This window comes from Haloarcula sp. K1 (genome assembly GCF_001647155.1).
Taxonomy (GTDB): domain Archaea; phylum Halobacteriota; class Halobacteria; order Halobacteriales; family Haloarculaceae; genus Haloarcula; species Haloarcula hispanica.
The window spans coordinates 27,305-51,834 of sequence record NZ_LRHL01000003.1; the positions used below are offsets into that span (position 1 = coordinate 27,305).

Sequence of the window (24,530 nt, forward strand, 5' to 3'; positions counted from 1 at the left end):
GTTTTTAGGCTAGCCTAAAAAACGCATGTATCGAGAATCCAGCCGTTCAGGGAGAATCCCGCACCGAAGATACGAGCAATCTAATACCCAACTACGGCAGAGCCAAGAGAATAGAGAGTCCAGCGCGCGGACGTATCCACGAACACTTCCCTTCGCAGTCGCACGAGCCAAAGGTGCGATACTTGTCGACGCCGACGGAAACGAGTACATCGATTGCTTGGCTGGAGCCGGGACGCTAGCCCTCGGACACAACCATCCAGACGTGGTTTCGGAGGTGGAGCGAGTGCTAGCCGAGGACCGGCCCCTCCACACATTAGATATCACGACCCCTGAGAAGGAAGCGTTCGTGGACGCGCTATTCGAGAGCTTCCCGGACGAGTTCTCGGACACGGCAAAAGTACAGTTCTGCTCCCCGGCAGGAACTGACGCCGTCGAGGCCGCACTGAAATTGGCGAAAACTGCGACCGGCAACCGAAGCGTCCTCGGCTTTCAGGGCGGGTATCACGGGATGACTAATGGTTCTCTCAGCCTTATGGGAGACACCGATGCGAAAGAGGCAGTTCCGGGGCTTATGCCAGGCGTCCACCACCTACCATACCCGGACCCATACCGTCATCCGTTCGGGCTGAAGGCAGGTGAACACGAATCTATCAGCCGATTTGTAGAGCGAGTGATCGCTGACTCCGAGAGCGGCGTCACCGACCCTGCGGCGGCGATCGTCGAACCCGTTCAGGGAGAGGGCGGCGTCAATCCGGCACCCGACAAGTGGTTGCGGAAGCTCCGCCGAATGACGCGTGAAAACGACGTTCCGCTGATCGTTGACGAGATCCAGACCGGTCTGGGCCGCACTGGTGAGACATGGGCGTTCGAACACGCAGGAATCACTCCGGACATCGTTACCTGCTCGAAAGCGGTCGGCGGCGGTCTCCCACTGGCGCTTGTTGTCTACGATGAGAATTTCGACGTGTGGGAACCTGGCGCTCATGCCGGAACGTTCCGCGGGCACCAGCTTGCAATGGCCGCCGGCCGAGTAACAATACGGCACGTATTAGAAAACGACCTTGACGAGCACGCAGCGAAGATGGGCGAGCAGCTTCGAGAGGAACTCGACTCGCTAAACGCCCGCTTCGATGCGATCGGTGACGTACGTGGCTGTGGGTTGATGCTCGGTGTAGAGTTTGTCGACCAGACGGTGGACACTGACGATGGAGAGGTTCCCCCGCCAAACAGCGAACTTGCGTCGACGGTGAAGGCGGAGTGTTTTGATCGCGGACTCGTCATCGAAACCGGTGGCCGTGACTCAGCTGTCGCACGGTTCCTGCCGCCACTCACTATCGACCAGAACCAAGTGAACGAGATTGCCGTTCGTTTCACCGAAGCCGTCGAAGCGGCGATAGACGAAACAGCCGGGATATAATTATGAGCGACAGGAAGAGGTCACAGGGGCTCGGAGCAAACTGCAAAACGCCAGCAGAGCACGCTGAATCAGCTACCCTGCATGCACTACTGAACTGTTATCACCGGGAGACCGGTAATGGACGGATCATTTCCGGTGCGGAGGCTCCCGTGTCGGTTCACAGTACTGAATCCATCCTTTACGTACCATTCACACAACAGGAGGTTGCGGTGTATGCAGCGCTTCGATACGACTCTGAAACCGGTCGACACATATTTGACCTTCCGATACACGTCCGTCAAAAGGGCCAGACTTCTACAGTAGACGCTGGAACGCTGGCTGCGTTTATCCGCCGCGAGATTATGTTGTCAACGGGAGCAGATACAACCGAGGCGACCGATTTACTGCGACGTATCCTTGTCTCACAGCGCGAAATAGAGCGATTCATTCGTGAACGCAGTGACAACGCTGCTCACTTGGAGAAACTCCCCACTTTCATTCGAGCAGAACAGTCGCTCTGTTACGGTCACCTCCTCCATCCGACTCCAAAGAGCCGTGAGGGAATCGCGGAGCACGAGGTTGCCGAGTATGCACCAGAACTCCGTGGTTCGTTTCAGCTCGACTACTTTGCCGCTGATGCCGAGATCGTTTCACAATGGTCGGCACACGACGAGAGTGCAACCCAGTGGATCTCGTCGGGACTCCGCGAAGCGAACAGTATGATCCCGCAGCGAGCAGAGTCTGCTCTCAACGATGGAAAGTTACTTATTCCCGTCCATCCGTGGCAGGCTGACGCCCTACGCTCACGACAATACGTGGCGGATGTAATAGACACGGGACACCTGATCGATCTTGGCGAATTCGGTCCCACATTCTATCCTACCTCTTCTGTTCGGACGCTATGGAGCCCCGAAACTCCCTATATGGTCAAATCCTCGGTAGCCATAGAGATAACGAACGCCGAGAGAACAATACCGCGGTCGAAACTTCGGTTAGCAGTCGCCGCTGCCGAGCTTCTCACTACAGAGTACGCCGATCGGCTCAGTGATGCTCATCCGCAGTTCTCGATATTGGCAGACGCTGCTGCTGCAACAATCGATGTCGGCTCCGGAAGCGAATCGGGGTTCGAGATGATTCTTCGAGAAAACCCATTCAGAGGCATTTCTACGGAGAATACTGCTACCGTCGTTGCGCTCTGTCAGGATCGACCGTCTGAGCCACCGTGGGTCTCACAGATCATCCAGCGAATAGCACAGCGGGAGGGTCGTCCGGCGTCAAAAGTAGCCCGTGAGTGGTTCCGTCAGTATCTGAGAACCGTAATTCACCCTGTTGTGTGGTCGTACTTCAAGCTTGGTGTCGGACTGGAAGCTCATCAGCAAAACACTGTAGTTCGACTGGATGAGGACGGCTGGCCAAAGGAAGGGTTCTATCGAGACAACGGTGGATACTGCTTCCCCAGATCACGGTACGATCTGGTCGATAGCTGGATTCCCGGCCTGGAAAATCGGGTAGAAACCGTTTGCTCCGACGAAATTATTGACCGTTGCCTGAGATACTATCTATTCATCAACAATGCATTCGGTGTGATTAACGCACTGGGTGTCGGCCGGGCTGCTGATGAAACTACGCTATTAAAGGTTCTCCGCGAAGAGATAGCGTCTCTTGTGGAGATCGAGCCCGCAACCTCCGACCTTCTCTCAGTACTACTCGACAGCGATCAAATACCATGCAAGGGGAACCTGTTTACGAGGTTCGAGGGATATGACGAACTGGATTCGACTTTAGATGACGAGTCGGTCTACGTCGAAATAGCGAATCCACTCACAACGCCTTTTAGGCCGTCCTAAAACGCCAACGTTAAGTGAGATTAGGCTGGCCTAAAAGTATGGACGGCAATAACGGTTCCCAGGAAACACCAACGCGGCGAGATGTCCTCAAGTACGGCGGAGTTGCTACAGGCAGCGGATTGCTGGCGGGCTGTGCCGGTGTATTTGGATCTGACTCTCAATCCACTCCGGCCAATAATACAACGGAGAAATCAACTGAGACCGCTACTGAATCTACTAACTATTCGGTAACGATGGAACCGATAGGTGAGGTAGAGTTCGACTCAACTCCTGATCAATGGATTGCCTACGACGGTAGCTACGCTGATATGGGGGTCGCACTGGGCCAAGCCGATGGCATGACCGGTATCGGAGGTGCTGACCGATACTACACACATCTGTACAACGAAATACCAGGTGTGGAGATCGATACCGAACCTATCGAGAGTTATCCAGAGGTCCGGACAAAGGAAGAATTCTACGAACTTGACAACGATGTCCACCTATACGATCCGCAAATGCTCATTAATTGGTTCGACTGGGATGAGTCGGACATCGAGGAAATCACCACGAACGTTGCCCCGTTCGTGGGGAACTTGATCTTCCGAAGATCGGACGACTGGCACGACTACCGGTACTACACGTTGTACGAGGCCTTCGAAAAGGTCGCACAGGTGTTCCAAGAACAAGAGCGCTATGCGGCGTTCAAAGAACTCCACGACGAGTTCATTGCGGACATACAGAGCCAACTCCCGACAGCCGATGAGCGACCGAATGTCTTCCTTACGTACGGTGTCACGCAGGAACCAGATGAGTTCACACCGTACCGGCTCAACGACCAGGGAACGAGTAAGAAGCAGTGGCGTGACCTCGGCGTGAGCGACGCACTTGGCGGGACGGACATCGAGAATCAGAGCACTACGGGGAACATGGACCTCGACTACGAAGGGCTACTCGATTTGGACCCGGACGTGATTCTGTTCCGGAATTTCGCCGAGATGTCGGTCGAGGAGTTCCGAAATACCATCCTCGCATATATGGAAGATCATCCGGTCGGTAGCCAACTGACGGCCGTCAAGAACGGTCGCGTCTATCGTGGCGGATACCTCCATCAGGGACCGATCCACAACCTGTTTTTGACCGAACAGGCCGCAAAACAGATTTACCCCGACGTATTCGGGGACGTGACGGACGACACGGAACTGTTTGACCGGCAGCGCGTCGCGGACATCGTCAACGGGGATTTCTATAGTAACAATTGAAACGGTTCACACACTGATCGCACTGCCGTCGTGCGATCAGGTGTGCGTTGATTTTCAATGGCTACTATAGAGTCCGGTCTCAAACTACTGTCGCTCGTCGTCCAGTCCAGACGACCGTTCCGTTTTGATCTCCTCGGCCCGTTCAAGTACCGCATCGTCGTCGATGTGCTCTACGAGATGGCGGTGACCATCCCGACGTCGTTTGCGCTGTTCGGATGGTGAGATCGCTTGCTCCACCTTCCGCTCGACGTACTGTGACTGTAGCTCATCGAAACGTGCCTCGGAGAGGTCGGCGTCTCCAACCCGTTCCGGGAACTCCTTCCGGACGTGTGCTTCCCAATCACCGTCGATGACAGACCCTTCAACGAACACCCAGTCAGTGTAGTGAGTTGCGAGATCCTCGGGCAAGCCCTCATCACGCCGCACGTCATGGATCAGTCCGAGCGCAGTCTCGCCCGCTTGTCCTGCGGCGACCACAGCTTGGTCCTCAGCCGTCCCAAGTCGACCAGCAAAATAGAGTCCATCTACCGATGTTCGACCGTAGCGTTTGTGCTCTTCCCAATTGATATCGACTCCCCCGTCGTCCCCCAGAAATTCTCCCTCGTCAAGTGTTTCGAGCCACTCTCGCCCGTACTTTGCTGCCGCGACGAGCGATTCAGTTGCATACTCGTCACCCGTTTCAGTCTCAATACGAAAGCCGTCTTCTGTCTGGGTTGCTTCTACAGCCTTCTCACGCGTGATTTCACAACCGACTCGCTCGGCTTGTGCGTGCAAAAGTTTCTGGAATGTTGGCGTATCGATTCCGCCAGGGAAGCCAGGAAAGTTCTCCAGATGTGCGATCCGGCCCAGTGATGACCGACCACGATCTAGGATTAGTGTGGAGAGTCCGTATCGACTCGTAAAAACACCAACTGTAATCCCTCCGACTCCTCCGCCAACAATAACAACGTCGTATTCTCCAGCCACGACCTTTCGAGACTTCTTCGACATGAGTGGATTAGGCTGGCCTAAAAGTAAAATTCTTCGATTTGCTATTTATTATCTGTCAAGAGGGTTTTCCGGAGCCAGTACTTCTGTGAGGGGTTCAACTTAGTATTGGGAGTTGTGGGCCACGTCGAGCTGTCGCTGTAGAAGGGTGCCGCGGTAGCGTCACCCGACACGGTCCGACAGTAGCCATTGAAAATCAATGCGCACCTGATCGCACGACGGCAGTGCGATCAGTGTGTACATCGTTTCAATTGTTACTATATCTGAAGTACTGAGTTCAACGGCAAGCACTGTAAGCTTGCTGTGGACGGTCAACTGGTAGTGTTTAGTTTAGAGGGATGTGTCAGCAAGATATTCTAAAGCCAATTTCCAGCGGTGGTCGGTTCGTCGTGTCACAAACATATGAAAACGGAGAGTTTCTTTGTCCTGTGTTTTAGCTTATATATTTGACAGTAGTCCGATTTCCATAGTGTGCTATCAGGGATGGTCCAAACTTGTTGAAGTAAAGCTCAGGGATGTTTCGTATTACATACGAGAAACACAGAGGCTCGCCATGTGTTTTGCTCTAGTCCTTGGAGAAGGATTTCTGTGTGATTTGTTATCATGGTCAAAGACAACCGCTATGGAGAATATTGCTTCTTTTCGGACTCGTAGCGTTTATGAGCGTGCGCTTTTGTCCAGCCCATCAGAATGGGATAGCCGTTCTGAGGACGGCCTACAGGTAGAACTACTGATCGGTGGTTCTACTGATTACAGGAGGAACTATTAATTCCTTATATATACTTTCGCAATGTCACTTTCAAGCATTCAGAAAGAATCAAAGTCGTCATATTTTTGTCGTACGGGAAAGGTTGGCTCAGTCTCGGGAGTTCGTGTGAGCGCTGTGTCCGCGTTGACGGATTTGCTCAAGCGTTGCAACAATCACGCCGACACCGATCTGTGGCGGAACCATACTCGCTCGGCCAGCAGAGGGCCACAAAATCCGACCGTCGGAGGGCACCACTCTGGGACAACTACTCGTGGCATGAACTGGTCAGTACAGACGAACCAATTATTGATGCTAACTGATCAGGAGTGCTAATCCGAAGCAGTCTCAACGCTATATTCATATCCAAGTTTCTCACGTAGCTGACGGAACGCCTCCAGTATCTTCTCTCCGTCTTCACCGGCAGGAATCTCGACGTGTGCTGGTGGAGTGGCACTCTCCGGATTCAGGACTCGCCAAACCGTTCGACGAAGTAACGACTCCTGGGATACCGGCTTCCAATCGAGACGTAGGCTATCCTCAGAAAACAGCACAGTCACCTGCTTCAGTCGTTCCAAATCATATGATGCGCTCTTCTCTTTATTGGAGCAATACAGCGAGTCCCATTTCAAATCATACGTGGTATCGTCAGTTGTCCAAGAGACAAGCCCGCCAAACGGGACAACAGCCGACCCTCGTACCGGATCGAGTGTCTCGTTCAATTCCTCAATTACTCCCTCGTGTCCACCCGCGTTGATTTCTCGGATATGGGTCTCATGCGGTACTGAGCGATACAGCCACGACTGGTCGGTCAGGACTGCAAATTCGTCGAAGTAGAACAGACGGTCCGTCCACGCGTCAGTATCACCGTCCGGGATTTCGAGTACTGACTCAATCACCACCCGGTCCTCAGGAAGCGACGCTCGAAATTCGTGATCCGAACGGACAAACATACATTTCGAGTCGGGAACCCGCACTAGCTCCCGTTGTACCGTCTCAAATTGACCGTGTTTTGGCTCAAGCTCTAGGTGGACAACGGTTCCGTAGTCCATCAGAACGCGAATCGCCCGGTTCTCGACTGTCACACCGCCGAGTTCGTCCCAGTCCTTAACACCGGATAGACTCCGAGAGACGAGCCTATGTGTCGGTTCTGCAGCATCGAACTTCTCTGTAAACCCCATTGTTGTCGCGTACTCCCGGGGTTATTAAAATCCTCGGCAGTGATCTATGCTAATTCAGTTACAGTCAACACAGGGGAACTCTTTAGCGGGTCAAACTTCTGGTAGGACGTATGGAGGCAGTTCAACGGATGCTGTTTCGTGAACCAGACGGACGACGGAAGGGCCTCTTATTCTCACTCTTCTCGTTCATTTGCATCCTTGGGTGGGCGTATTTCGGTATTGTACTCAACGGCCCTCACAACATGCTCTTTTTGGGTATCGCGTTTGCGTTCTCTGGATTAGCCGAATCTCTTCCTCCGAGCCGACAACGTTCGGCAGGGGTACTGCGAATACTTGGTCTCGGTATCCTCGTTGTCTTCCTTGCTCTCCTCATAGTGGTTCCAGAATCAATATGGGGTTGAGCGCAAGTAAACGGGTTTGACAACTACTTTAGCGACGGGCGAGGCTGGTCACAGACACGTTCCCGCCCGCGGCTAACGCGACAAAGATGTCATTGCTGGTGAATACATTCTTAATCGTACGACGTAAATGGCCATGCATGGGACTGCGTTGTGAGGTATTTGGACACGACTTCGGGGAGTCGACGATAGAGGAGTCGTACGACGAAGGTAAGCGGGGCACTGTTCTAACTGTTCGGGAATACAAGTCTTGCGAGCGCTGTGAGCATATCCGAAATATCTCTGAGAACCAAGGCCTGATATCCACCACAGAGGAATCGAAAGCGAATGGCGAGCGGTCGGAAGAAGTCGAACACAGAACCGAAAACAAGGGGCCAGCGGGGGTGAGAGAGAACGCGGAGGTCGAGACCGAAGCGAGAGATCCGGTGCAGGCAGCGGACGAAACGGAACCGACCGAGCCACCCGCATCAACGATGGCCGTGTCAGACAATGTGGCAGAAACATCTCCAGATGTGGAGGCGAGTGACGAGTCACCGGCGGTGACCGAATCGGCGCTTCTGGAAACGACTGATGACGCCGTGATACTGTCGGAGACACAGGAACCAGATGACGACAGCGACACGCCGTCAAGTAACGACGATGCAGTCCTCATTGATGATGCTGCTACAGACACGGCAGAACCGTCGTCTGAAACCCCCAAAGAGCCGGGTATAGGAAACGGTCGAGACGAGCAGTCGTATACGGCGGACCGCTCAAAGAATACCACAAGCGACTCGGTTCCGACGTATCAGTGTCCGAGGTGTGAGTTCGAACTCCCCGCGAGTGAATCGTCGTTCTTTCCCGGTGACGTTTGCCCACAGTGTCGGGTCGGCTACCTCGAGGACGTATCGGATGGTGAGTCGTAGGCGCTCGATGGGACGTACCCTCGTGGAGAGATAGTCGACGTCAGACAGTGTTTTCGCGAGGAGAGTGTACTCAGTAGTTTTGAAACAGCAGTTTTCGGACGTCGTCTTTCGTCCGGGCGCTCACCGTTGAACCGTCGGGAAGTGTGACTTCGTATGGTTCGTCGGTCTCGTCTGACCGGGTCCACTTCTCGTCATGTTCGGTTAGCAAACGGTTGGCAGCGGAAAGAGTATCACTCGGAGTGTCGTCAGCTGCCGCGTTCGACTCGGCCGCGTCGGCGCTTTCGATGGTATCGGCTGACGGTGTGGTCTGTGTCGGCGTACCGTTCTGTGCGACGTCACGTCCGTCGTCTGGCGTGTCCCCCGGCCTAGTTGGGCCGGCAGCCGCCTCCTCACCCCCCTCGTTCGCTCTTTTTTCAGGTTCGATATCCGCGAGGCGATCCGCAAGTTCACTCGTTCCAAGTGCTGCGAGCAGTTTCCCTCGCATCTCATCGGCCTCAATACCGCTACCGGGAACGTCCGGCACCTCGGAGGCGATGTGTTGGAGTTCCGGATACTCAGCCGAGGCGAGTCGCTCGTAGTCGGTACGGCTCAGGCCTTGCTCGTCTTCCAGCTGGTCCGGCGGTGTGTATGTATCGAGGAGGTAGTCAACGACATCTTGCGTACGAATGTGCCCGTACGTCTCGATGAACGCGTCTTCGAGATCCTCCCGAATCGACGTCAAGTCTTCCTGTTGTGTGTCCGTAATCTCGATCTCCGGCATCACCTCCAACATCGGTCGCCCATCTCATAACTCGTTCCCTAGACGGCGATACCTGACGGAACCATTGTATAGCAGAGGCACGCATGGTCTAGTATGCGGTGTCCCCGCTGTGAATCCGATCTCAGCACGTATACGCTTGCGACCGCTGACCAGACAGCTATCGTCTGTGAATCGTGCGGCTTCGCAGACATCTCTGCGTCGCATCACAACGAGGCCTCCCCCCCAGAGTCCTGGGAGTTCGCTCTCGCTCGGTTCAACGAGCATCCTGATTCTAACCCCGGTAAACCCGAAAACACCGGCCGTACACCCAGCGTCCCGATTCCCGAAAGGGACGAGCCCACAGACCGACCAGAGTTCTCGCTTGAACAGGCTGGTGTCGCGGTGGGAGTCTCTCTTGGGTCTGCTGCTAACAGGTTCCGACAGGACGCTGTTGACGAATTGAACCGTGTTATCGACGAGAACGAAATTGAACAGAGCGGGAAGGTTACAGCCAAATCTAATGAGAACGACGAGAATAGCCAAGACACGGAAACTGAAGCCGACAAAAACGGGGACGAAACTGAGTAGCGTCCGACGTCAGTTGTATTGTCTGGACGGGGACCAGTAGAATGTTCCGGCTGACGCCGGCGAGCAGTGCTTCTATTCGAGACCAACCGTTACTCGGCGGTGGTGTCAGATTCTTCGGCCTGCTCGTTTTGCCCCTCGCGCTCTTCTTCCGACCGCGCTGCGACGAGTGCGCCCTGTGCGACACTATACAGCGGATTCTCGGCTTGGCGGACGTCGCTGATTGAGAACGGTATCTCGGATTCGTTGATCCGTTCGGCGAACAACTCTTCGAAGCCGTCAGGACTGGATGTCCCACCAGTCACGACGACCGGGACATCCAGTCCCTCCTCGACATCTTCCTCATCGACTTCACTGATGATGTTCTCGATGACATAGTCGAGGAGATTATCGTAATAGATACTCAGTGCACCTTCAATACCGCCGACGTCCGTCTCGAAGTTGAGTGCGAAGTCCTCTTCTTTAACCGAGGTGACCTTATCGACGGGCGTGCCAGTCGCCTGTGCAGCCTGCTCGTCGATCCAGTCGCCACCGCGTGCGATGGAGAACTTCATTACGGGGACTGCATAGTACGACAGACAGACGTTGGTCATCCCGGCGCCGAAGCTGATACCGAGGCCAGTGAACTCACGGTTGGCAAGCTCGGAGTAGATGACGGCCATCCCTTCATTGATCGGTTCCGGGCTGTAGCCCATATCAGTGAGTAGGGACTCAATCGTCTTTTGATGATATAGCGTCGAGACATCGGCATCGATTGGGTCCGCGGGAACCGAGAAAAACAGGCGTTCATTCGGGAACTCCGGCTGTCCAACCACCTGTTCCGTGATGAGCTTAATCATCGGAATAGCTGATTGCTCGTCGCTCGAGAGAATCCCGGCTTGCATCGGGCGGCGTGTCTCCTCACTGAAGATGTTCGCGAAATTCAGGGCGTCATCGCCAACGATGTAGACGCGATCATCCTTGCGGATGTGGAGAACATCACTTCTCGACAGCATCTGTTCGGCCATGTCGCTGTAGTCAATTTCGACGAAGGAGTTCCGCTGCTGCACAAATACTGTTTCGTTACCATCTTGGCGTGCAGACAGGAGGTTCATCGTACCGACATCGAGACCTTGGGGCATACAGTTGTATTCCTCCCACCAAGTTGAAAAAACTATCCTGTTTTGTTGCAATAGGTTACATTTTATTTATGAAAACAGACGGACTGGTTCGTAGGAACATATTACTCCGGGTTACCCCACGCAACGAGAGAACAACAGCGGAGTGTCTGTGGTGAGCAGACAGTCTATTCAAATAACAACGACCGAAGACGGGTAACAATGCTTCGTTGCTCTTTGACACCGGTTTCCACATCGTCATCTTCGGCCTGCTCATTTCGAAACTGCGTGAGAGCGTCGACCTGTTCTTCGGTACCGGTGCTTCGTTCTGTCTTTGATTGGCCACCCTGTAGCTGTCTGAGCCCATCTACTGCGTCATCAACGTCATTGCTGTCGGCTCGTGTCGTGGTCGCCTCGGAATTCTCGATAGCCGTCCGATCGAGGTCAGAGTCCGTTTCTGGCATATCCAGATTTAGCCGCTTAGTTTTGGGCTGCTGTTCGACACCACCCCACGATAGTTCCGCTCCGTCTAGTGCCTGTTCGATATCGTCGTCCACATCTGCTTTGCTGACAGATTCAGACTCGCTCTCGGCCGACTCGACTGGTTCAGTTGAGTCGCTTGGGGTTGCCGCTTTCTCGAGGTAGTGTGCAACCAGCGCCGCTCCTGTTGAGGCCGCAAGCATGACTAAGCCAGTGGCGTAAACGCTGATCGTCCAGACGCTGCCGTTGACTCCGCCACTGTTCGTCCACCCATACGGAAAGACATTAACCAGAATTATCGTTGCGGCGAGACAGAACAACGTGCCGGCGGCACTGACGACCCGGGTCTTGAAACCGACTGGGAGGAGTACGACGACGCTCAACAGCACGGAGGGCAGTCCGACGAACCCAACGACGAGCGCAACCTCACGAATCTGCCAGTACGGTGCGCTCCCGGGCTCCAGAACGTTACTGTACAGAAAGAGGCAGAATCCGACGATGGCAAGCGTAACTCCGGCAAAAAAGAGTCCGAACCCAACGTAAATATCTCGCTCTTTAGCTGGTTCGCCGACATATTCGTAATAAATCGACGCAAGCGTGTCGCGATAGCCCGACACTGAGTCGGCAGACTCTGGGGACCTGTCCGATGTAGATGCAGAGCTCATTCCGTTTGTTATTTGGTCCCGATGGGTGTTAAAGATGGCTTACCCTATTTCGTTCGATCCTACCTGCGGGGGGCGAGTGGGAGCGGCGACACGCTGGTTCAGGGGCGTGAGGGCGTCACTCCTTCCTTGATGGTGATCCCGTCGTTCTGAATGTGGACGAAGATAGTCCGTTCAGGTTCGTCGGAGACTGTCACGGCAGCGACTGATTCGTGTTGTCTATCGAGAACGGCTTTAACCCTGTAGCAGCCAGCCTGTAGCAAGTTGACCGAACAGCCGGACTGGCCCGACAAGAGCTGATAGTGGGCTCTATGACAACACACCTCGCTGTCGTATATTTCTATGCGGACATCATGTTTGGTATCGGTGGTGTTTCTGATGTGGAGGTCTTCGTTCGCCAGACGCCACTGTTCACTGTTCGTCGACAGAAGTTTACGACTACTGGAGGGCATGTCGACATTGTACCTATGCTACAGTTACGAATATGTCTTATGGATTGACAGTGCATCGCGATGTCATTAATGTGCTCTCACATGTAGTGTAGTTATATACTGGTTCCCAATCGGTACCTGTTCATGTCTAATCTGGCAAAGCAGCTCCCCGGAATCTTGGAAGCGCAAGAAGCCAGATGGCATCTGTGCCGTGTGTCCCCTTCACGGACGACTCCGCCGTCGTGGACACGGGCGTCGCGTTGCGTCTGCCAGGCGGATATCCGCTGAAAAATGGCGGTCGCTCGCGGTTGTTCTGGCTCTCGGCACGGTTCTGATGATGGCGGTGAGCGGCCCTCTGGTTCTTGTTGGGCAGTCCTCGGCGTCTCACACTATATGGCGATATTCGTAGGGACAACAGTGGCATCGACCGATTCGATCGCTACGACCCAGCGGCGCTACCGGTCACGTCCACGCCGACAGCTTCGTCCCACAACCGGCGACGACGGCGTCGATCAAATCCGTCACAGACGATGAAATACGACCGATTCAGCCCGGTCACTCGGGGCTTTCGCCACGCTCAGTCGGTGTACCAGTACGCCCAGAGGATCAACACGCCCTGCAGCGGCAACCGTGCCCAGCGGACCAACACAGAGGGATCGCCGCCACCCGTCCCCTCGATAGTGACCATGGAGACAGCCATATAGACGTTCGCGGGAAAGATCGCGACGAGCAATGCGATCGTCGCCCACGCGGCGTACGAACGCGTCCGGGGCACCAACAGGCCGAGCCCGACAGCGATTTCCGCGACGCCGGACAGATACACCAGCGCAAGTGCCGCCGGCAAGACCGGTGGCACGATCTGGACGTATAGTTCCGGCACGACGAAATGCAATCCTCCCGCGACGACATACAGGAGCGCCATCACGTAGCACAACGGCCGTTTGAACTGTCGCAAGCCAACACGCATCTACTACCGTGTATGGGGACCAGTGGAAAGCAAGTTGGGATTTGTCCTCCAGTGAGAACGGAGTCTCGGCCTCTCACCCCGGAAGAAAGAGATTAAGAATTGCGACGACCAAGCCGGCGAGTCCCATCCGCGCTGCGGCAACGTACCACCGCTGACCCGAAATCGAGCCCATGTAAGCGCCGAACGCACCCAACACACCGATACCCAGGCCGACCGAGATGAGTGCGGCTTCTACCATTGTGACAACGGTCCCCGCGACAACGAACGGTGTCAGTGGAATCAGAACCCCGATGAGTGGCCCCAGGCCGCTCATCATGGCGTGTACGAAGCGGGCACCGCTCTGGTCGCGTTGAACGCGGGTATCGTCGAGGTCTTTGAGCATCGCTCGCTCGATACGTCTGATTTCGGCCCGGGTTTCGGCACGTTCGATTTCCCAGACGCTCCAGACCGCAGACGTCCCGAGACCGACTGCCGCGCCCAGTCCGATTTTGATGACAGTGGAGCCATCTGAAACTCCCGAAAGGACAGCGCCGACGATGATGCCGATGCACGTCAGCGTCCCGTCGAAACCGTTCGAGATGAAGTACCGGCGCGAGATTGCGAGGACGTCCTCCTTCCCGAGAAGACGCCTGAGGAGTTGTCGAATGGACGTCACGGCGCGTCAGGCATCCTGTAACGTCCGTCGGTCCGTCACGACGCTGTCACCGCAGGCAACCTGGTCCACAGAGTGGACTGACCCGCCGAGGTTTTCGATCGTTTCTTCGATTGCCTCGAAGTCCAGCTCTTCGCCTTCGAAGGTGAGCTTGACGTTTTGCACTTCCTGATCTAGTTCGATCAGAGACGAAGTGACGCCCTCGACGCACTCAATTTCGGCCAGCTGATCGGTGAACATCAGCAGGGGCGGATCGTGGGGTTTCAGTACATCGATAACGAGGCGCCGGACTGCTGCCATATCTCAATACGGTGGGGGGATTGGCTTAAAAATGTGTGTCAGCACCGTCCTGTCGACGCGCCAGCCCTGGTGGGGGCGTAGAGCAATCCCCTGTGTGTCCCAGCCACAGATGGCTGGAGAGCGCTCCGGTGGGCGAGATATTATTAGACGTCACTGCGTAGTCCGCCACACAGCCTCCGAATACAATGTCTCTGAAACCATACCGGCGCGAGTGCTTTGATGCGTAGGCAACGGCACAGAGTACGCGAGGACGCAGAAGCCACAATCAGGGAGTGCGAAGATAGGGACCCGCCTACGGACAACCCGACACGCTCCCCGCGACCCAGATAGCTGATCCACATTCCAGCACGCCACTATGTACGACACTATCCTGTTCCCAACCGACGGAAGTGACGCCGCAGAATCGGTCCGTGAGTACGCAATACAGATCGCAGTCGAACACGAGGCGACGATTCATGTTATCAACGTCGCCGACACCGGCCGAGACAGCGTCACCACGATTCGTGGAGAGGTCATCGACGTTCTCGAAACAGAAGGGGAGCGCATCGTGGCGGAAGCCACACAGGATGCGAAAGATGAAGGCGTTCCTGTCGTCTCTGCGGTCCTCCAGGGTGACCCGCACAAGACGATAGTCGACTACAGCAAACAGTCCGACATCGATTGCATCGTTATGCCGACGCACGGACGGCGCGGGCTCAAGCGAATCCTGCTCGGAAGCGTCACCGAACGCGTCATCAATACGGCAGCGGTTCCCGTCGTTGCGGTCAACCCTGCCGAAGGCCGACCACTCGTGTATCCACCCAAGCACGTCCTCGTCCCGACGGATGGAAGCCGTGGCGCAGCACTCGCAGTGGCAGAGGGAATCGATGTCGCGAAGGCGACGGGAGCAACGCTCCACCTGCTTCACGTTGTCGAGACCGGCGGTCTCGGACCGGATGCACGCTCCGTCCTGAAAGAAGGGGAGTTGACTGAGCGGGCAAATGAGATTCTGGCCGAAGCGACCGAGAAAGTCGAGGAGACGTCGCTCAACTCGGTCACCAGCGTCATCGAACACGGGACCCCCTCGAAGGTGATTTGCGACTACATCGACGAGAACGAGGTCGATCTCGCGATCATGGGGACCCACGGACAGACTGACTTCAGCAGGTACGTCATGGGTGGTGTCAGCGCCAAAATTGTCCGGCAGTCCCCAGTTCCGGTGGCGTGGGTTCGCGAGCCTGAATCCGAATCAAATGAGTAGCTCAGCCCGTGAATCGGCCGACACATACCAGAGCACGGGCCTGATAAAGCTCTCCGCGTGAGGGACCTCGCCAAACCTCCCGGTATGCGGGAGTGTTTAGTAACTATGGCGTTCAGGTAAATCGGATCATGACCGCAGACGACTCACAGTCCGGAGGGGGAACGAACAAGGTGGATGCCGTAATTCGAAAATACGATCTTGTCGAGATGGGTGCAGAACTCGAAGATCGGTGGGTCGGCGCCGACGGGGAGGAAGAAAGTACCCGAGACCTCGCGGACTACTTCAATCAGTCGGTGCTCGAGTCCGCCATCGAGGGGAGCGACGCACCGACATTGAGTGGCGACATCCAGCAGGTCTATCAATCACTTCGCGAAGATGACGCGGACGCCCCGCTCATACGCTCCCGTCTCGAACAGAGCGGGGTCGATATCGAATCGGTGATGGACGACTTTATCTCCCACCAGACGGTGTATCGCTATCTCAAGAACGACCGTGGGGCGGCCCGACCCGAGCGGACGCCCGCAGAACGGAAAGAAAACGCCATCGACTCAATACAGCGGCTTCGGGGCCGAACCACCGCTGTAACGAGGCAGACTATCGAGAGCCTCGAAAAGAACGACGCCATCTCGGCAGGCGATTTCAACGTCATCAACGAGGTGCAGGTGCTGTGTGAGGACTGCGGCCATAGCTACGATATTGTAGCGTTTCTGGAACAGGGTGGCTGCGACTGTCAATCCGCGTGAGGACTCGGACCGTATTATCGAACCGACGCCAAAACCCCAGTATGGTCCTGTAAACCGACAATGCGCCACGCCAGCCGGCGGTCAGCCGAGCCTCGGGAACCGAGCGGTCTTACAGTCGACACCGCAGAACGCGTATTCCGAGACGTTGCCAGCACTATCTCTGGTCGTGACATTACGATACCGGACGTTGTCGTCAATTGATGCGCCGCAGTGATCGCAGTGTCGCGTTTCAATCGAGCTAATTACGACCCTGATAGATTGGCTCTCAACGCTTTCGGGGGCTGCACTCCGCGCTCGGTCCGCGTTTGCGATGTCTGCTGATTGTTGGCTACGGTACTCCTGCGTGTTTTGTGCGTTCATGATGTCGCTGATTATGGGTTTGTAGTTGGTGTCGCAGCGCTTCGTGAGATGGGTCATCGCGACCCGAAAACCGTCGGCTGGTGTTTGGGAACCAGCCAGGACCGACGTTTTCCACCTGTGTGCCGGCGTTTACCCGCACTGTGGTGGTCTACGTCAGTTTAAAATTTGAAAAATGTAAAAAACGCGAAACCGGATGTGATGGGGTCTGCACCGATCAAGTGCCGGGACAGCGGGCTTGCCTGCCAAGCCGTACAGTCAGCGCCCGGATTCATGTCCTTATCTTTAATGGATGTACACTTAATAGTTCCGTGAGTGGCGTTCACACCCAACGAAAATAACTGGCCCAAACCTGTGAGTCCAGCGAGACTGCACAACGTAGCCGTGGCCTGCAGCAGCCATCACTCCAAGACATCTATAGTAACAATTGAAACGATGTACACACTGATCGCACTGCTGTCGGGCGACCAGGTATGCATTGATGCTCAATGGCTACTATAGCTTGCTTCGAGTTTGTGAGCGCCCTATCTCAGTGACGAAGCTAATAGGGACTAACCAAATGATTAAATACGGAAGTTCCGTACTGGGAGGTATGGAACCGGGTACCAAAACGGTAGAACCGCCCCGGAAAGCGAGCCAATTAGCGGCTGTAACGTCCGGTTATACGTTTTTTACACTTTCTCTCCGATACCCCACGTAGCCCACCCCAGTCCGGGCAGTAACCCGGCATAGGCGGAAAACGGTGGTAAAGCGACAAGAGCGATCCAGAGTAATGTGTAACAGTCGACGGAACGAGTCCGACCCCTGTCAACAACGAATCGATACAAACGATGAATGGACAAACTGAGGCGGAGCAGTCACTAGCAACTGCTCGGTGCGCTATGGAAGCCAGCGGCAACACGGCCGCTACCGAACTGAATATCCAAAACAAATCAACTCGAGTCTTGGTCGATGGGTCACCGAACTACCGCTGTGATTACTGTGGACAAGTGATCAGCGAACAGATGAAGTTCAGCGCGGTTACGATACGTGATCCGGACGGAGAGATAACGGAGCATTTCTTCTGTGAAGAGGAATGCATGACATCACAATACCCAGATATCTAACATATTTGTTTGGATTTTGATTAGAATAAATCATAGATCTACAACGATATAGCATACAATCCAAGATTTTTGGATTGTATCCGACAACATAGAAAAAGCCAGATGACAGGAAGTGGTAGCATACGAGACAATAGCTGAACTTTCAGCGCAAAAAACAGGTCGTATATATCGGTATCGACACCGAATCCAAACAAATACTCTATAATCTCGTTCTGGAAAATTGGTCGATATATAAATATTCTCGAAATGTTAATATTCGGCGGTACAGAATAAGGGACGGTTTTATATGTTTCCATCAGCCATGACATTGCATGACATGCTACAACGCGAGCAAAGGAATTCTGTACGAAAACCTTCCAACAGACGTGCCGAGACCCGAAGAAGAGGAGAGCAAGCTGAGTGCCAGTGACGGCGCCGCAAGCCAAACAGTCGCGAACGACTGAATCTGGAACGTATCTGGTGTCCGACGCTGGAGACTACAGTAACAATTGCAACGATGTACACACTGACCACACTGCCGTCGTTCGATCAGGTGTGCATTGATTTTCAATGGCTACTATAGCTTCGACCTGTACCCACAAAAGAACGTAGCGGTCACTCAGGGTGGGTTCTGTTCCCGAGTTGTCGTTTCGTTTCAGTAAACAGCATCGGATAGGCCACAAATGGGTATAGATTGAACGGTTTTGGTCGTAGATCTGGGTTCTAAGGCGTCAATCTTGACCAGTCAGTTTTGTCTGTGTATTGCTTTCCCTCTCGCATTCTGTGCGGCTTCCATTACCGCTTCACTTAATGTTGGATGGGTATGGACGGTGGAGCCGATGTCCTGAAGCTTTGCACCCATCTCGATCATGGCTGCGATTTCTGCAATCAACTCGGATGCCTCCGGACCGACGATCTGTGCACCGATCACACGTTCGGTTTCTTTTGCGGCGACAATTCGGACAAAGCCCTCTGTCCGGTTCGCTGTTAGTGCCCGTCCAGACGCCTGGAACTGGAACTTACCTGTAACTGGAGTAACACCCTCGTTCGCAGCTTCGTGCTCCGTCAGCCCGACGGTTCCGATTTCCGGATCGGTGAACACCGCAGCCGGGAGTGCCCGATAATCGACTGCGGCGGGCTCGCCAGCGATTACTTCCGCTGCGACTTCCCCTTCTTTCGAGCCCTTGTGTGCCAGCATCGGCTCACCCGCAACGTCGCCGACCGCGAAAATGTGCTTCTTGTTCGTCCGGCATCTGCTATCCGTTGGAATGAACCCCTGAGCATCGGTTTCGACGCCGGCAGCTTCGATACCGAGCGTGTCAGTCACCGGGCGTCTACCCACGGCAACGAGTATTTTGTCAGCAGTGAGTTCGATATCGCTATCGTGCGCCGCCTCGTCGGCGGGGACAGCAGTCAGGACGGCCTCACCGTCCGACTCTGCCCAACTGTCCGCCGTGTACCCGAAGTGGAAGTCGACGCCGAGACGCGCTGCTCGCTGTCGGACTATCGAGGCAACGTCTTCCTGATAGCCGGGAAGTGCCTGCTCAAGGGTCTCAATTACCGAGACGTCGCTCCCGAGTCGGCTGTAGACTGTCGCTAGCTCCATGCCGATGTATCCGGCTCCGACGATGACGAGTTCGGCGGGTACCGTTTCGAAGTTCAGAGCGCCAGCAGAGGAGACGATGGGCTCGTCATCGAAGTCGAATCCCGGAATTTCGATCGGCCGGGACCCCGTTGCGATGATGCAGTGGTCGAATTTCAGCGATTCAGAGCCCTGCCCCTCTCCCTGATGGACGATTCTGATCTTGTTCTCAGCAGCAAATTCGGCAGTCCCTTTCAGCAGATTCACGCCGGCTGCCGTACACAGTTGCTCGATACCGCTCGTTAGTTGGTCGACGATGCCGTCTTTCCAGCTCATCATCTCGTCGAGCGCAACTGTTGGGTCCGCGTAAATCCCCAGTTCCTCCGCCTGGCCCGCCTCCGATGCCAGGTCTGAACCGTTTAGCAGCGCTTTAGAGGGGATACAGCCACGGTTGAGACAGGCTCCCCCGTACGCCCCTTTTTCGACGAGAGTGACATCGAGACCAAGCTGTGCAGCGCGGATTGCGGCGACGTATCCGCCGGGGCCCGCGCCAATAACCAGTACGTCAGTCGAGGTAGTGACATCTCCGACGACCATTATTCTAGTAGTAGCAGGTTTGGATTTCGCAGGTACTTCTGTATGGAGTTCGTGAACCGTGCGGCGTCTGCGCCGTCGAGTACTCGGTGGTCGAACGACAGCGATAGTGTCATCACATGACGGGGTTCTATCGTCTCTTCACCATCGGCTTCGACAACCCGTGGCTTCTTTTTGATCTCTCCCAGTGCCAGGATTGCGCTTTCCGGCTGATTGATGATCGGTGTTCCGTACTCTCCGCCGATCCCGCCGATGTTCGAGATAGTGAACGTCCCGCCACGCATCTCCTCCGGTGACAGACTCCGTTCTCTCGCTCTCTGGGTTTTTTCGTTAGTTTCCGATGCGACTTCGAGCAGGCCTTTCGCATCAACATCCTCGACAACGGGAACCAGCAACCCGTCATCAGTCGCCGTTGCGACACCGATGTTGTAATACTCCTTTTCGACGATTTCTTCGTTTGCTTCGTCGAGGGAGATGTTTACCTGTGGGTTCTCTTGCAGGGCCGCGGCACACGCTTTCATCACGAACGGCATGTACGTCAGTCGTATATCGTGCTCCTCGGCCTCCTGTCTGAGGGTCGAACGAGCGTCGACCAGCGCAGTCACATCGACCTCGTCCTGATGAGTGACGTGCGGGGCCGTATATTTCGACTCCGTCATCGCGGCTCCGATCGTCTGCCTGATCCCGTTGTACGGCGTCCGAGACTCCGGGCGCGCCGGCTCGTCAGCCGCTGCCCTCTCGGCTACCGCTTCTTGATCCTTTTTTTGTGCCTGCTGTTGGGCCTCTGCGTACTCTCGGACCGCTTCGAGCGTGACAAAGGGTTCTCCGTCCTTTCGTTCATCAGTTGGGACATTGTCGAGATCGACCCCTTCCTCCGCTGCGACGTGTCTGGTTTTCGGGACGGCCACCGTCGTCTCCCGGTCTGCCGTTTTTCTCGCCTGAACTGGGCTGACAGACTGCGTCGAAGTTGCTTGCTGTTTTTGTTGCTTCGCGGCGGCGGTCCGCTGGTTTGACTGCGCCTGCGTCGAGGAGTGAGAGTCCGTGTTCGCGTACGCGCGGACATCCGACTCCGTTATACGCCCCGGAGACGAGTCCGCAATGCTGGAGATATCGACGCCCAGTTCACGGGCGAGACGCCGCACAGACGGCGAAGCGGCGACTTGGACGTGCTGTGTCACCGCTGGTTCTGACTGCGTCTCTTCGGCTGGCTGTGTTGGTGCTTCGTCGTCGGTTTGGTGCCCGCTGTCCGCAGTGGCGTCGTCTGCAGGCGTTTCAGTTCCGTCCGGTTCGTCTTCCCCTTCGACCCGGAAGACGATAATCACGTCACCGACTGGGACTGTCTCACCTTCCGCGGCACGGAGTTCTTCGACAACACCGTCGACGGGGGACGGGACGTCGACGACGGCTTTGTCGGTCTCGACTTCCGCTACTGGCTGGTCTTCCGAAACTGCGTCGCCCGGCGCAACCCGCCAGCGAAGCAGTTCGCCCTCGGCGACGCCTTCACCGACATCGGGGAGTTCGAATTCACGGACCATGTTAGAAATCGACTGTTTCGCGGATGCCGTCCTGGATACGGACCGCCTGTGGCAGATAGTAATCCTCCAGCGAATGGAGCGGCATGGGGGCATCGAAGCCGGCGATTCGTTTGATTGGCGCTTCCTGATGAACGAGCGCTTCTTCCTGAATCGTCGTTGCGATTTCCGCCCCCAGTCCGCCGGTCTTCGGTGCTTCGTGTACAATCGCGGCTCTGCCGGTCTTTTTGAACGAGTCCGTAATCGTCGCTACATCGAGGGGTGACAGGGTCCGCAGGTCGATGACCTCGACCTCGATGCCATGTGACTGGCTGAGGTTCTCCGCGGCGATCAGGGCGGGCCGGGTCATTGCTCCCCACGTATAGACTGAAATATCGCTTCCCTCCCGCCGGACAGCAGCCTCACTCAGCGACACTTCATACGGTTTCGTCGGGACATCTTCACGGAAGGCGCGGTAGATCAACTTCGGCTCCAGGAAGATGACTGGGTCCGGGTCGTGGATGGACGCCGCCAGGAGCCCCTTCGCATCGTAGGGTGTGCTCGGTGAGACGACCTTGAGGCCGGGCTCATGCACGAAGAACGCTTCCTTTGACTCGGAGTGGTGTTCTGGGGCGCGAATCCCACCGCCGTATGGGGCCCGTATCACCATCGGCACCGAGTACTGCCCCTGGCTACGGCTCCGGAGGCGCGCAGCGTGACTGACGATCTGGTCGAACGCGGGGTACATGAAGCCCATGAACTGCATCTCGGGAACAGGCTTCATGCCGGTCTGGGCGAGTCCAATCGAAGCCCCGATGATTCCGGCTTCTGCCAGTGGCGTGTCGATGACGCGGTCTTCGCCGAACTCCTCGTATAGCTGGTCGGTTGCTCTGAAAACACCGCCGTTCTTCCCGACGTCTTCGCCCAGAACGACGACGCTATCGTCTTGCGACATTTCCGTGTACAGTCCGTCCTGTATCGCCTCCACAAGGGTGAGACGCTGTGCGTTTTGCCCCGTCTGCGTACTGGCTGTCGAACTCATTCCAGCACCTCCGAGAACGCGCCGTCGTCATACTTCTCGCGCAGCCGGTTCAGTTCGTCCCGCTGTTCTTCGAGCCGCGCTGGAACGTCCTCGTACACATGCTCGACGATGTTGTCCGGACTCGTCTCTGTCTGCTCCGCCGTTTCTATCGCCTCGCTGACTTCTTGTTCGATACTGTCCTGGATCTCACTCTCAAGGTCGGAATCGAGGATGCCCTCGTTGTACAGGTACGTTTCAATGCGGTCCACGGGGTCGCGGTCGCGCCAGGCCTCTTCTTCCGATTCGTCTCTGTAAACGGACGGGTCGTCCGCAGTGGTATGCGCACCGAAGCGATACTGGACGGACTCGATAAGCGTTGGGCGTAGCTCTCCGGGACCCGGATTCCGGGCTTCCTCCAGTGCCGCACTGGCGACTTTGTAGACCGCCAGCGGGTCCAGCCCGTCGACTCGAACGCCGTCGATACCGTATGCCTGTGCCTTTTCAGCGATGGTTTCGCTCGCGGTCTGTCGCTCGCGGGGGACCGAAATCGCCCACTGATTGTTGTTACAGACGAACACAGCGGGGACGTCGAACACCCCAGCGAAGTTCAGTCCTTCGTGGAAGTCGCCTTCGGAGGTCGCACCGTCACCGAGGTGACACAGGACGGCCGTATCGGTCTTTCCCTGTAGCTTGTGTCCCCACGCCATTCCCATGGCCTGTGGAACCTGGGTCGCAATCGGAATATACTCCGGCATCACGTTGACGTCGTCGGGGATCGCGTATCCCTCTCGATAGCCTCTCAGTGGCTCGAAAAGGGATGCAAGGTCCATCCCGTGGGCGTACTTCGCCGCGTGCTCCCTGTAGGTCGGGAACAACCAGTCCTGCTCGGCAAGTGCCAGGCTCGTGGCGACCTGTGACCCTTCTTGGCCCGTCATTGGTGCGTATGTCGCTAGCCGCCCCTGTCGCTGGAAGCTGATCGCCCGCTGGTCGAAGTGACGAGCGAGCTTGATTGTCTCATACAACTCAAGTAACTGCCTGTCTGAAATGTCCGGAACAGACGCCTGTGGTAAGACATTTCCTTCAGCATCCAGTACCTGGACTAGATCCGAGTCTTCTCTGACGGCCGCTGGCACGTCCTTGCTTCCTGCTTCGTTTTTCATGTTCATTGTTTTCGATGATGTTTTTTGTATTCGACAGACGCTCCCTCAACAGACCCTGATAACCCGAACAGCCGCTGAGTACGGCTCCCCGAGCGTGTTCAAGGCTGGCGTTTTCCACCGGGCACAGGGACCACCTGTGCGCTGGCAGTCTACGCCAGTTTAAATGTCGAAAATGTGAAAAATGTGGCTGTGGAAGAGGGCAGTGCCCAATCCATTAACTGCCGGGACAGCTGACCTGCAGGGCAGGCGATAGGGTTCAAGCCCGGATGCATATGTGGAGACTGACATGGTAGATACTTATTGTTTGTGCGACACTCGTTCACACGCCACAGTAGCTATCCCGGTATGAGCGGTGACAGTTACTGGGCCAAAGGGACGTAGAGACAGCAACAAGTACAACATATTTGACTATTATATCTACCTTCCCTATCTTGTGATGATTGTAACACAACATATATTCAGACGGTAATACGGATAAGTCGATATAACGAGGTGCTGTGAAGAACTAAATACGTTCAAATATCTACAACTTCACTGAATCCGGGGCTGCAGTGTGGCAATCCGTTCGCTGATTATGGGCCGTCAAGGACTCAACAGCCCGTGCCGGCTCGACGGCCCGTACAG

The 24,530-nt window shown here is 55.6% G+C and carries 21 protein-coding genes; 8 read left to right on the forward strand and 13 right to left on the reverse strand.

From position 1 onward, the window contains the following. Positions 1-25: 25 nt before the first annotated feature. The 3 genes from AV929_RS01025 to AV929_RS01035 are packed head-to-tail and all read left to right on the forward strand — an operon-like array spanning position 26 to position 4,484. Entirely contained in the window at positions 26-1,417 is a 1,392-nt protein-coding gene (locus tag AV929_RS01025) for a diaminobutyrate--2-oxoglutarate transaminase family protein (RefSeq protein ID WP_014030833.1), read from the forward strand. A gap of 2 nt (positions 1,418-1,419) precedes the next feature. Further along, on the forward strand, positions 1,420-3,243 hold the full coding sequence (locus AV929_RS01030; RefSeq protein WP_064287141.1) for an IucA/IucC family siderophore biosynthesis protein: 1,824 nt from the start codon (positions 1,420-1,422) through the stop codon (positions 3,241-3,243). Positions 3,244-3,281: 38 nt separating this feature from the next. Next, positions 3,282-4,484, forward strand: a complete 1,203-nt coding sequence (locus AV929_RS01035) for an ABC transporter substrate-binding protein (RefSeq protein WP_014030835.1) — start codon at positions 3,282-3,284, stop codon at positions 4,482-4,484. Positions 4,485-4,568: 84 nt separating this feature from the next. On the opposite strand, the gene AV929_RS01040 is transcribed toward AV929_RS01035, so the two are convergent. Together AV929_RS01040 and AV929_RS01045 are read right to left on the reverse strand one after the other, a co-directional pair. Next, positions 4,569-5,474, reverse strand: a complete 906-nt coding sequence (locus tag AV929_RS01040; protein WP_014030836.1) for an NAD(P)/FAD-dependent oxidoreductase — start codon at positions 5,472-5,474, stop codon at positions 4,569-4,571. 1,074 nt (positions 5,475-6,548) lie between these two features. Continuing rightward, positions 6,549-7,397: a hypothetical protein gene (locus tag AV929_RS01045; protein ID WP_014030837.1), complete on the reverse strand. Its 849-nt coding sequence runs from the start codon at positions 7,395-7,397 to the stop codon at positions 6,549-6,551. Positions 7,398-7,935: 538 nt separating this feature from the next. Here AV929_RS01045 and AV929_RS01050 point away from each other — a divergent pair. Then, a complete protein-coding gene (locus AV929_RS01050) occupies positions 7,936-8,700 on the forward strand; it encodes a hypothetical protein (protein WP_014030838.1) in 765 nt (254 codons plus the stop codon). Positions 8,701-8,770: 70 nt separating this feature from the next. Here AV929_RS01050 and AV929_RS01055 read toward each other — a convergent pair whose 3' ends face one another. Then, a complete protein-coding gene (locus tag AV929_RS01055; RefSeq protein WP_064287142.1) occupies positions 8,771-9,472 on the reverse strand; it encodes a hypothetical protein in 702 nt (233 codons plus the stop codon). Between the two features lie 81 nt (positions 9,473-9,553). Between AV929_RS01055 and AV929_RS01060 the strand changes: the two genes are divergently transcribed. Then, the gene (locus AV929_RS01060; RefSeq protein ID WP_014030840.1) at positions 9,554-10,027 is read left to right on the forward strand and encodes a hypothetical protein; all 474 of its coding nucleotides are present in this window, start codon (positions 9,554-9,556) and stop codon (positions 10,025-10,027) included. A gap of 89 nt (positions 10,028-10,116) precedes the next feature. On the opposite strand, the gene AV929_RS01065 is transcribed toward AV929_RS01060, so the two are convergent. The 6 genes from AV929_RS01065 to AV929_RS21610 form a co-directional block, all read right to left on the reverse strand. Further along, positions 10,117-11,145 carry a hypothetical protein gene (locus tag AV929_RS01065; protein ID WP_014030841.1) on the reverse strand — a complete coding sequence of 343 codons (1,029 nt, stop codon included), beginning with the start codon at positions 11,143-11,145 and terminating at the stop codon, positions 10,117-10,119. A 164-nt stretch (positions 11,146-11,309) separates the two neighbouring features. Further along, a complete protein-coding gene (locus AV929_RS01070) occupies positions 11,310-12,218 on the reverse strand; it encodes a hypothetical protein (protein ID WP_014030842.1) in 909 nt (302 codons plus the stop codon). Between the two features lie 146 nt (positions 12,219-12,364). Further along, positions 12,365-12,715 carry a hypothetical protein gene (locus AV929_RS01075; RefSeq protein WP_023842930.1) on the reverse strand — a complete coding sequence of 117 codons (351 nt, stop codon included), beginning with the start codon at positions 12,713-12,715 and terminating at the stop codon, positions 12,365-12,367. 556 nt (positions 12,716-13,271) lie between these two features. Then, positions 13,272-13,661 (reverse strand): MauE/DoxX family redox-associated membrane protein, encoded by a 390-nt coding sequence (locus tag AV929_RS01080; RefSeq protein WP_008308456.1) that lies wholly within the window; start codon positions 13,659-13,661, stop codon positions 13,272-13,274. A 73-nt stretch (positions 13,662-13,734) separates the two neighbouring features. Then, the gene (locus AV929_RS01085; protein ID WP_050036581.1) at positions 13,735-14,316 is read right to left on the reverse strand and encodes a VIT1/CCC1 transporter family protein; all 582 of its coding nucleotides are present in this window, start codon (positions 14,314-14,316) and stop codon (positions 13,735-13,737) included. A gap of 6 nt (positions 14,317-14,322) precedes the next feature. Further along, the gene (locus AV929_RS21610) at positions 14,323-14,613 is read right to left on the reverse strand and encodes a DUF211 domain-containing protein (protein WP_008308452.1); all 291 of its coding nucleotides are present in this window, start codon (positions 14,611-14,613) and stop codon (positions 14,323-14,325) included. A gap of 355 nt (positions 14,614-14,968) precedes the next feature. On the opposite strand from AV929_RS21610, the gene AV929_RS01095 reads away from it, so the two are divergent. From AV929_RS01095 to AV929_RS22715, 3 genes are all read left to right on the forward strand, one after another. Further along, positions 14,969-15,853 carry a universal stress protein gene (locus AV929_RS01095; protein WP_014030846.1) on the forward strand — a complete coding sequence of 295 codons (885 nt, stop codon included), beginning with the start codon at positions 14,969-14,971 and terminating at the stop codon, positions 15,851-15,853. 128 nt (positions 15,854-15,981) lie between these two features. Further along, positions 15,982-16,596, forward strand: coding sequence for a rod-determining factor RdfA (rdfA, locus tag AV929_RS01100; protein WP_064287143.1), 615 nt, complete (start codon positions 15,982-15,984; stop codon positions 16,594-16,596). A 1,774-nt stretch (positions 16,597-18,370) separates the two neighbouring features. After that, positions 18,371-18,502, forward strand: coding sequence for a hypothetical protein (locus AV929_RS22715; protein WP_023842933.1), 132 nt, complete (start codon positions 18,371-18,373; stop codon positions 18,500-18,502). Between the two features lie 281 nt (positions 18,503-18,783). Here AV929_RS22715 and lpdA read toward each other — a convergent pair whose 3' ends face one another. The 4 genes from lpdA to pdhA are packed head-to-tail and all read right to left on the reverse strand — an operon-like array spanning position 18,784 to position 23,912. Continuing rightward, the gene (gene lpdA, locus AV929_RS01115; protein WP_064287144.1) at positions 18,784-20,217 is read right to left on the reverse strand and encodes a dihydrolipoyl dehydrogenase; all 1,434 of its coding nucleotides are present in this window, start codon (positions 20,215-20,217) and stop codon (positions 18,784-18,786) included. Further along, complete coding sequence (locus AV929_RS01120; RefSeq protein ID WP_064287145.1) at positions 20,217-21,749, reverse strand: dihydrolipoamide acetyltransferase family protein; 1,533 nt, start codon at positions 21,747-21,749, stop codon at positions 20,217-20,219. Before AV929_RS01120 ends, lpdA begins: the two co-directional genes overlap by 1 nt. A 1-nt stretch (position 21,750) precedes the next feature. Next, the gene (locus AV929_RS01125; RefSeq protein ID WP_014030852.1) at positions 21,751-22,767 is read right to left on the reverse strand and encodes an alpha-ketoacid dehydrogenase subunit beta; all 1,017 of its coding nucleotides are present in this window, start codon (positions 22,765-22,767) and stop codon (positions 21,751-21,753) included. Then, on the reverse strand, positions 22,764-23,912 hold the full coding sequence (pdhA, locus tag AV929_RS01130) for a pyruvate dehydrogenase (acetyl-transferring) E1 component subunit alpha (RefSeq protein WP_064287146.1): 1,149 nt from the start codon (positions 23,910-23,912) through the stop codon (positions 22,764-22,766). Before pdhA ends, AV929_RS01125 begins: the two co-directional genes overlap by 4 nt. Positions 23,913-24,530: the final 618 nt, after the last annotated feature.

Excerpts from the sequence above, each read along its gene's own strand:
- AV929_RS01025 (WP_014030833.1), top strand. The coding sequence starts at position 26 with ATGTATCGAGAATCCAGCCGTTCAGGGAGAATCCCGCACCGAAGATAC.
- AV929_RS01030 (WP_064287141.1), top strand. The coding sequence starts at position 1,420 with ATGAGCGACAGGAAGAGGTCACAGGGGCTCGGAGCAAACTGCAAAACG.
- AV929_RS01035 (WP_014030835.1), top strand. The coding sequence starts at position 3,282 with ATGGACGGCAATAACGGTTCCCAGGAAACACCAACGCGGCGAGATGTC.
- AV929_RS01040 (WP_014030836.1), bottom strand. The coding sequence starts at position 5,474 with ATGTCGAAGAAGTCTCGAAAGGTCGTGGCTGGAGAATACGACGTTGTT.
- AV929_RS01045 (WP_014030837.1), bottom strand. The coding sequence starts at position 7,397 with ATGGGGTTTACAGAGAAGTTCGATGCTGCAGAACCGACACATAGGCTC.
- AV929_RS01050 (WP_014030838.1), top strand. The coding sequence starts at position 7,936 with ATGGGACTGCGTTGTGAGGTATTTGGACACGACTTCGGGGAGTCGACG.
- AV929_RS01055 (WP_064287142.1), bottom strand. The coding sequence starts at position 9,472 with ATGTTGGAGGTGATGCCGGAGATCGAGATTACGGACACACAACAGGAA.
- AV929_RS01060 (WP_014030840.1), top strand. The coding sequence starts at position 9,554 with ATGCGGTGTCCCCGCTGTGAATCCGATCTCAGCACGTATACGCTTGCG.
- AV929_RS01065 (WP_014030841.1), bottom strand. The coding sequence starts at position 11,145 with ATGCCCCAAGGTCTCGATGTCGGTACGATGAACCTCCTGTCTGCACGC.
- AV929_RS01075 (WP_023842930.1), bottom strand. The coding sequence starts at position 12,715 with ATGCCCTCCAGTAGTCGTAAACTTCTGTCGACGAACAGTGAACAGTGG.
- AV929_RS01080 (WP_008308456.1), bottom strand. The coding sequence starts at position 13,661 with ATGCGTGTTGGCTTGCGACAGTTCAAACGGCCGTTGTGCTACGTGATG.
- AV929_RS21610 (WP_008308452.1), bottom strand. The coding sequence starts at position 14,613 with ATGGCAGCAGTCCGGCGCCTCGTTATCGATGTACTGAAACCCCACGAT.
- AV929_RS01095 (WP_014030846.1), top strand. The coding sequence starts at position 14,969 with ATGTACGACACTATCCTGTTCCCAACCGACGGAAGTGACGCCGCAGAA.
- rdfA (WP_064287143.1), top strand. The coding sequence starts at position 15,982 with ATGACCGCAGACGACTCACAGTCCGGAGGGGGAACGAACAAGGTGGAT.
- AV929_RS22715 (WP_023842933.1), top strand. The coding sequence starts at position 18,371 with ATGACATGCTACAACGCGAGCAAAGGAATTCTGTACGAAAACCTTCCA.
- lpdA (WP_064287144.1), bottom strand. The coding sequence starts at position 20,217 with ATGGTCGTCGGAGATGTCACTACCTCGACTGACGTACTGGTTATTGGC.
- AV929_RS01120 (WP_064287145.1), bottom strand. The coding sequence starts at position 21,749 with ATGGTCCGTGAATTCGAACTCCCCGATGTCGGTGAAGGCGTCGCCGAG.
- AV929_RS01125 (WP_014030852.1), bottom strand. The coding sequence starts at position 22,767 with ATGAGTTCGACAGCCAGTACGCAGACGGGGCAAAACGCACAGCGTCTC.
- pdhA (WP_064287146.1), bottom strand. The coding sequence starts at position 23,912 with ATGAACATGAAAAACGAAGCAGGAAGCAAGGACGTGCCAGCGGCCGTC.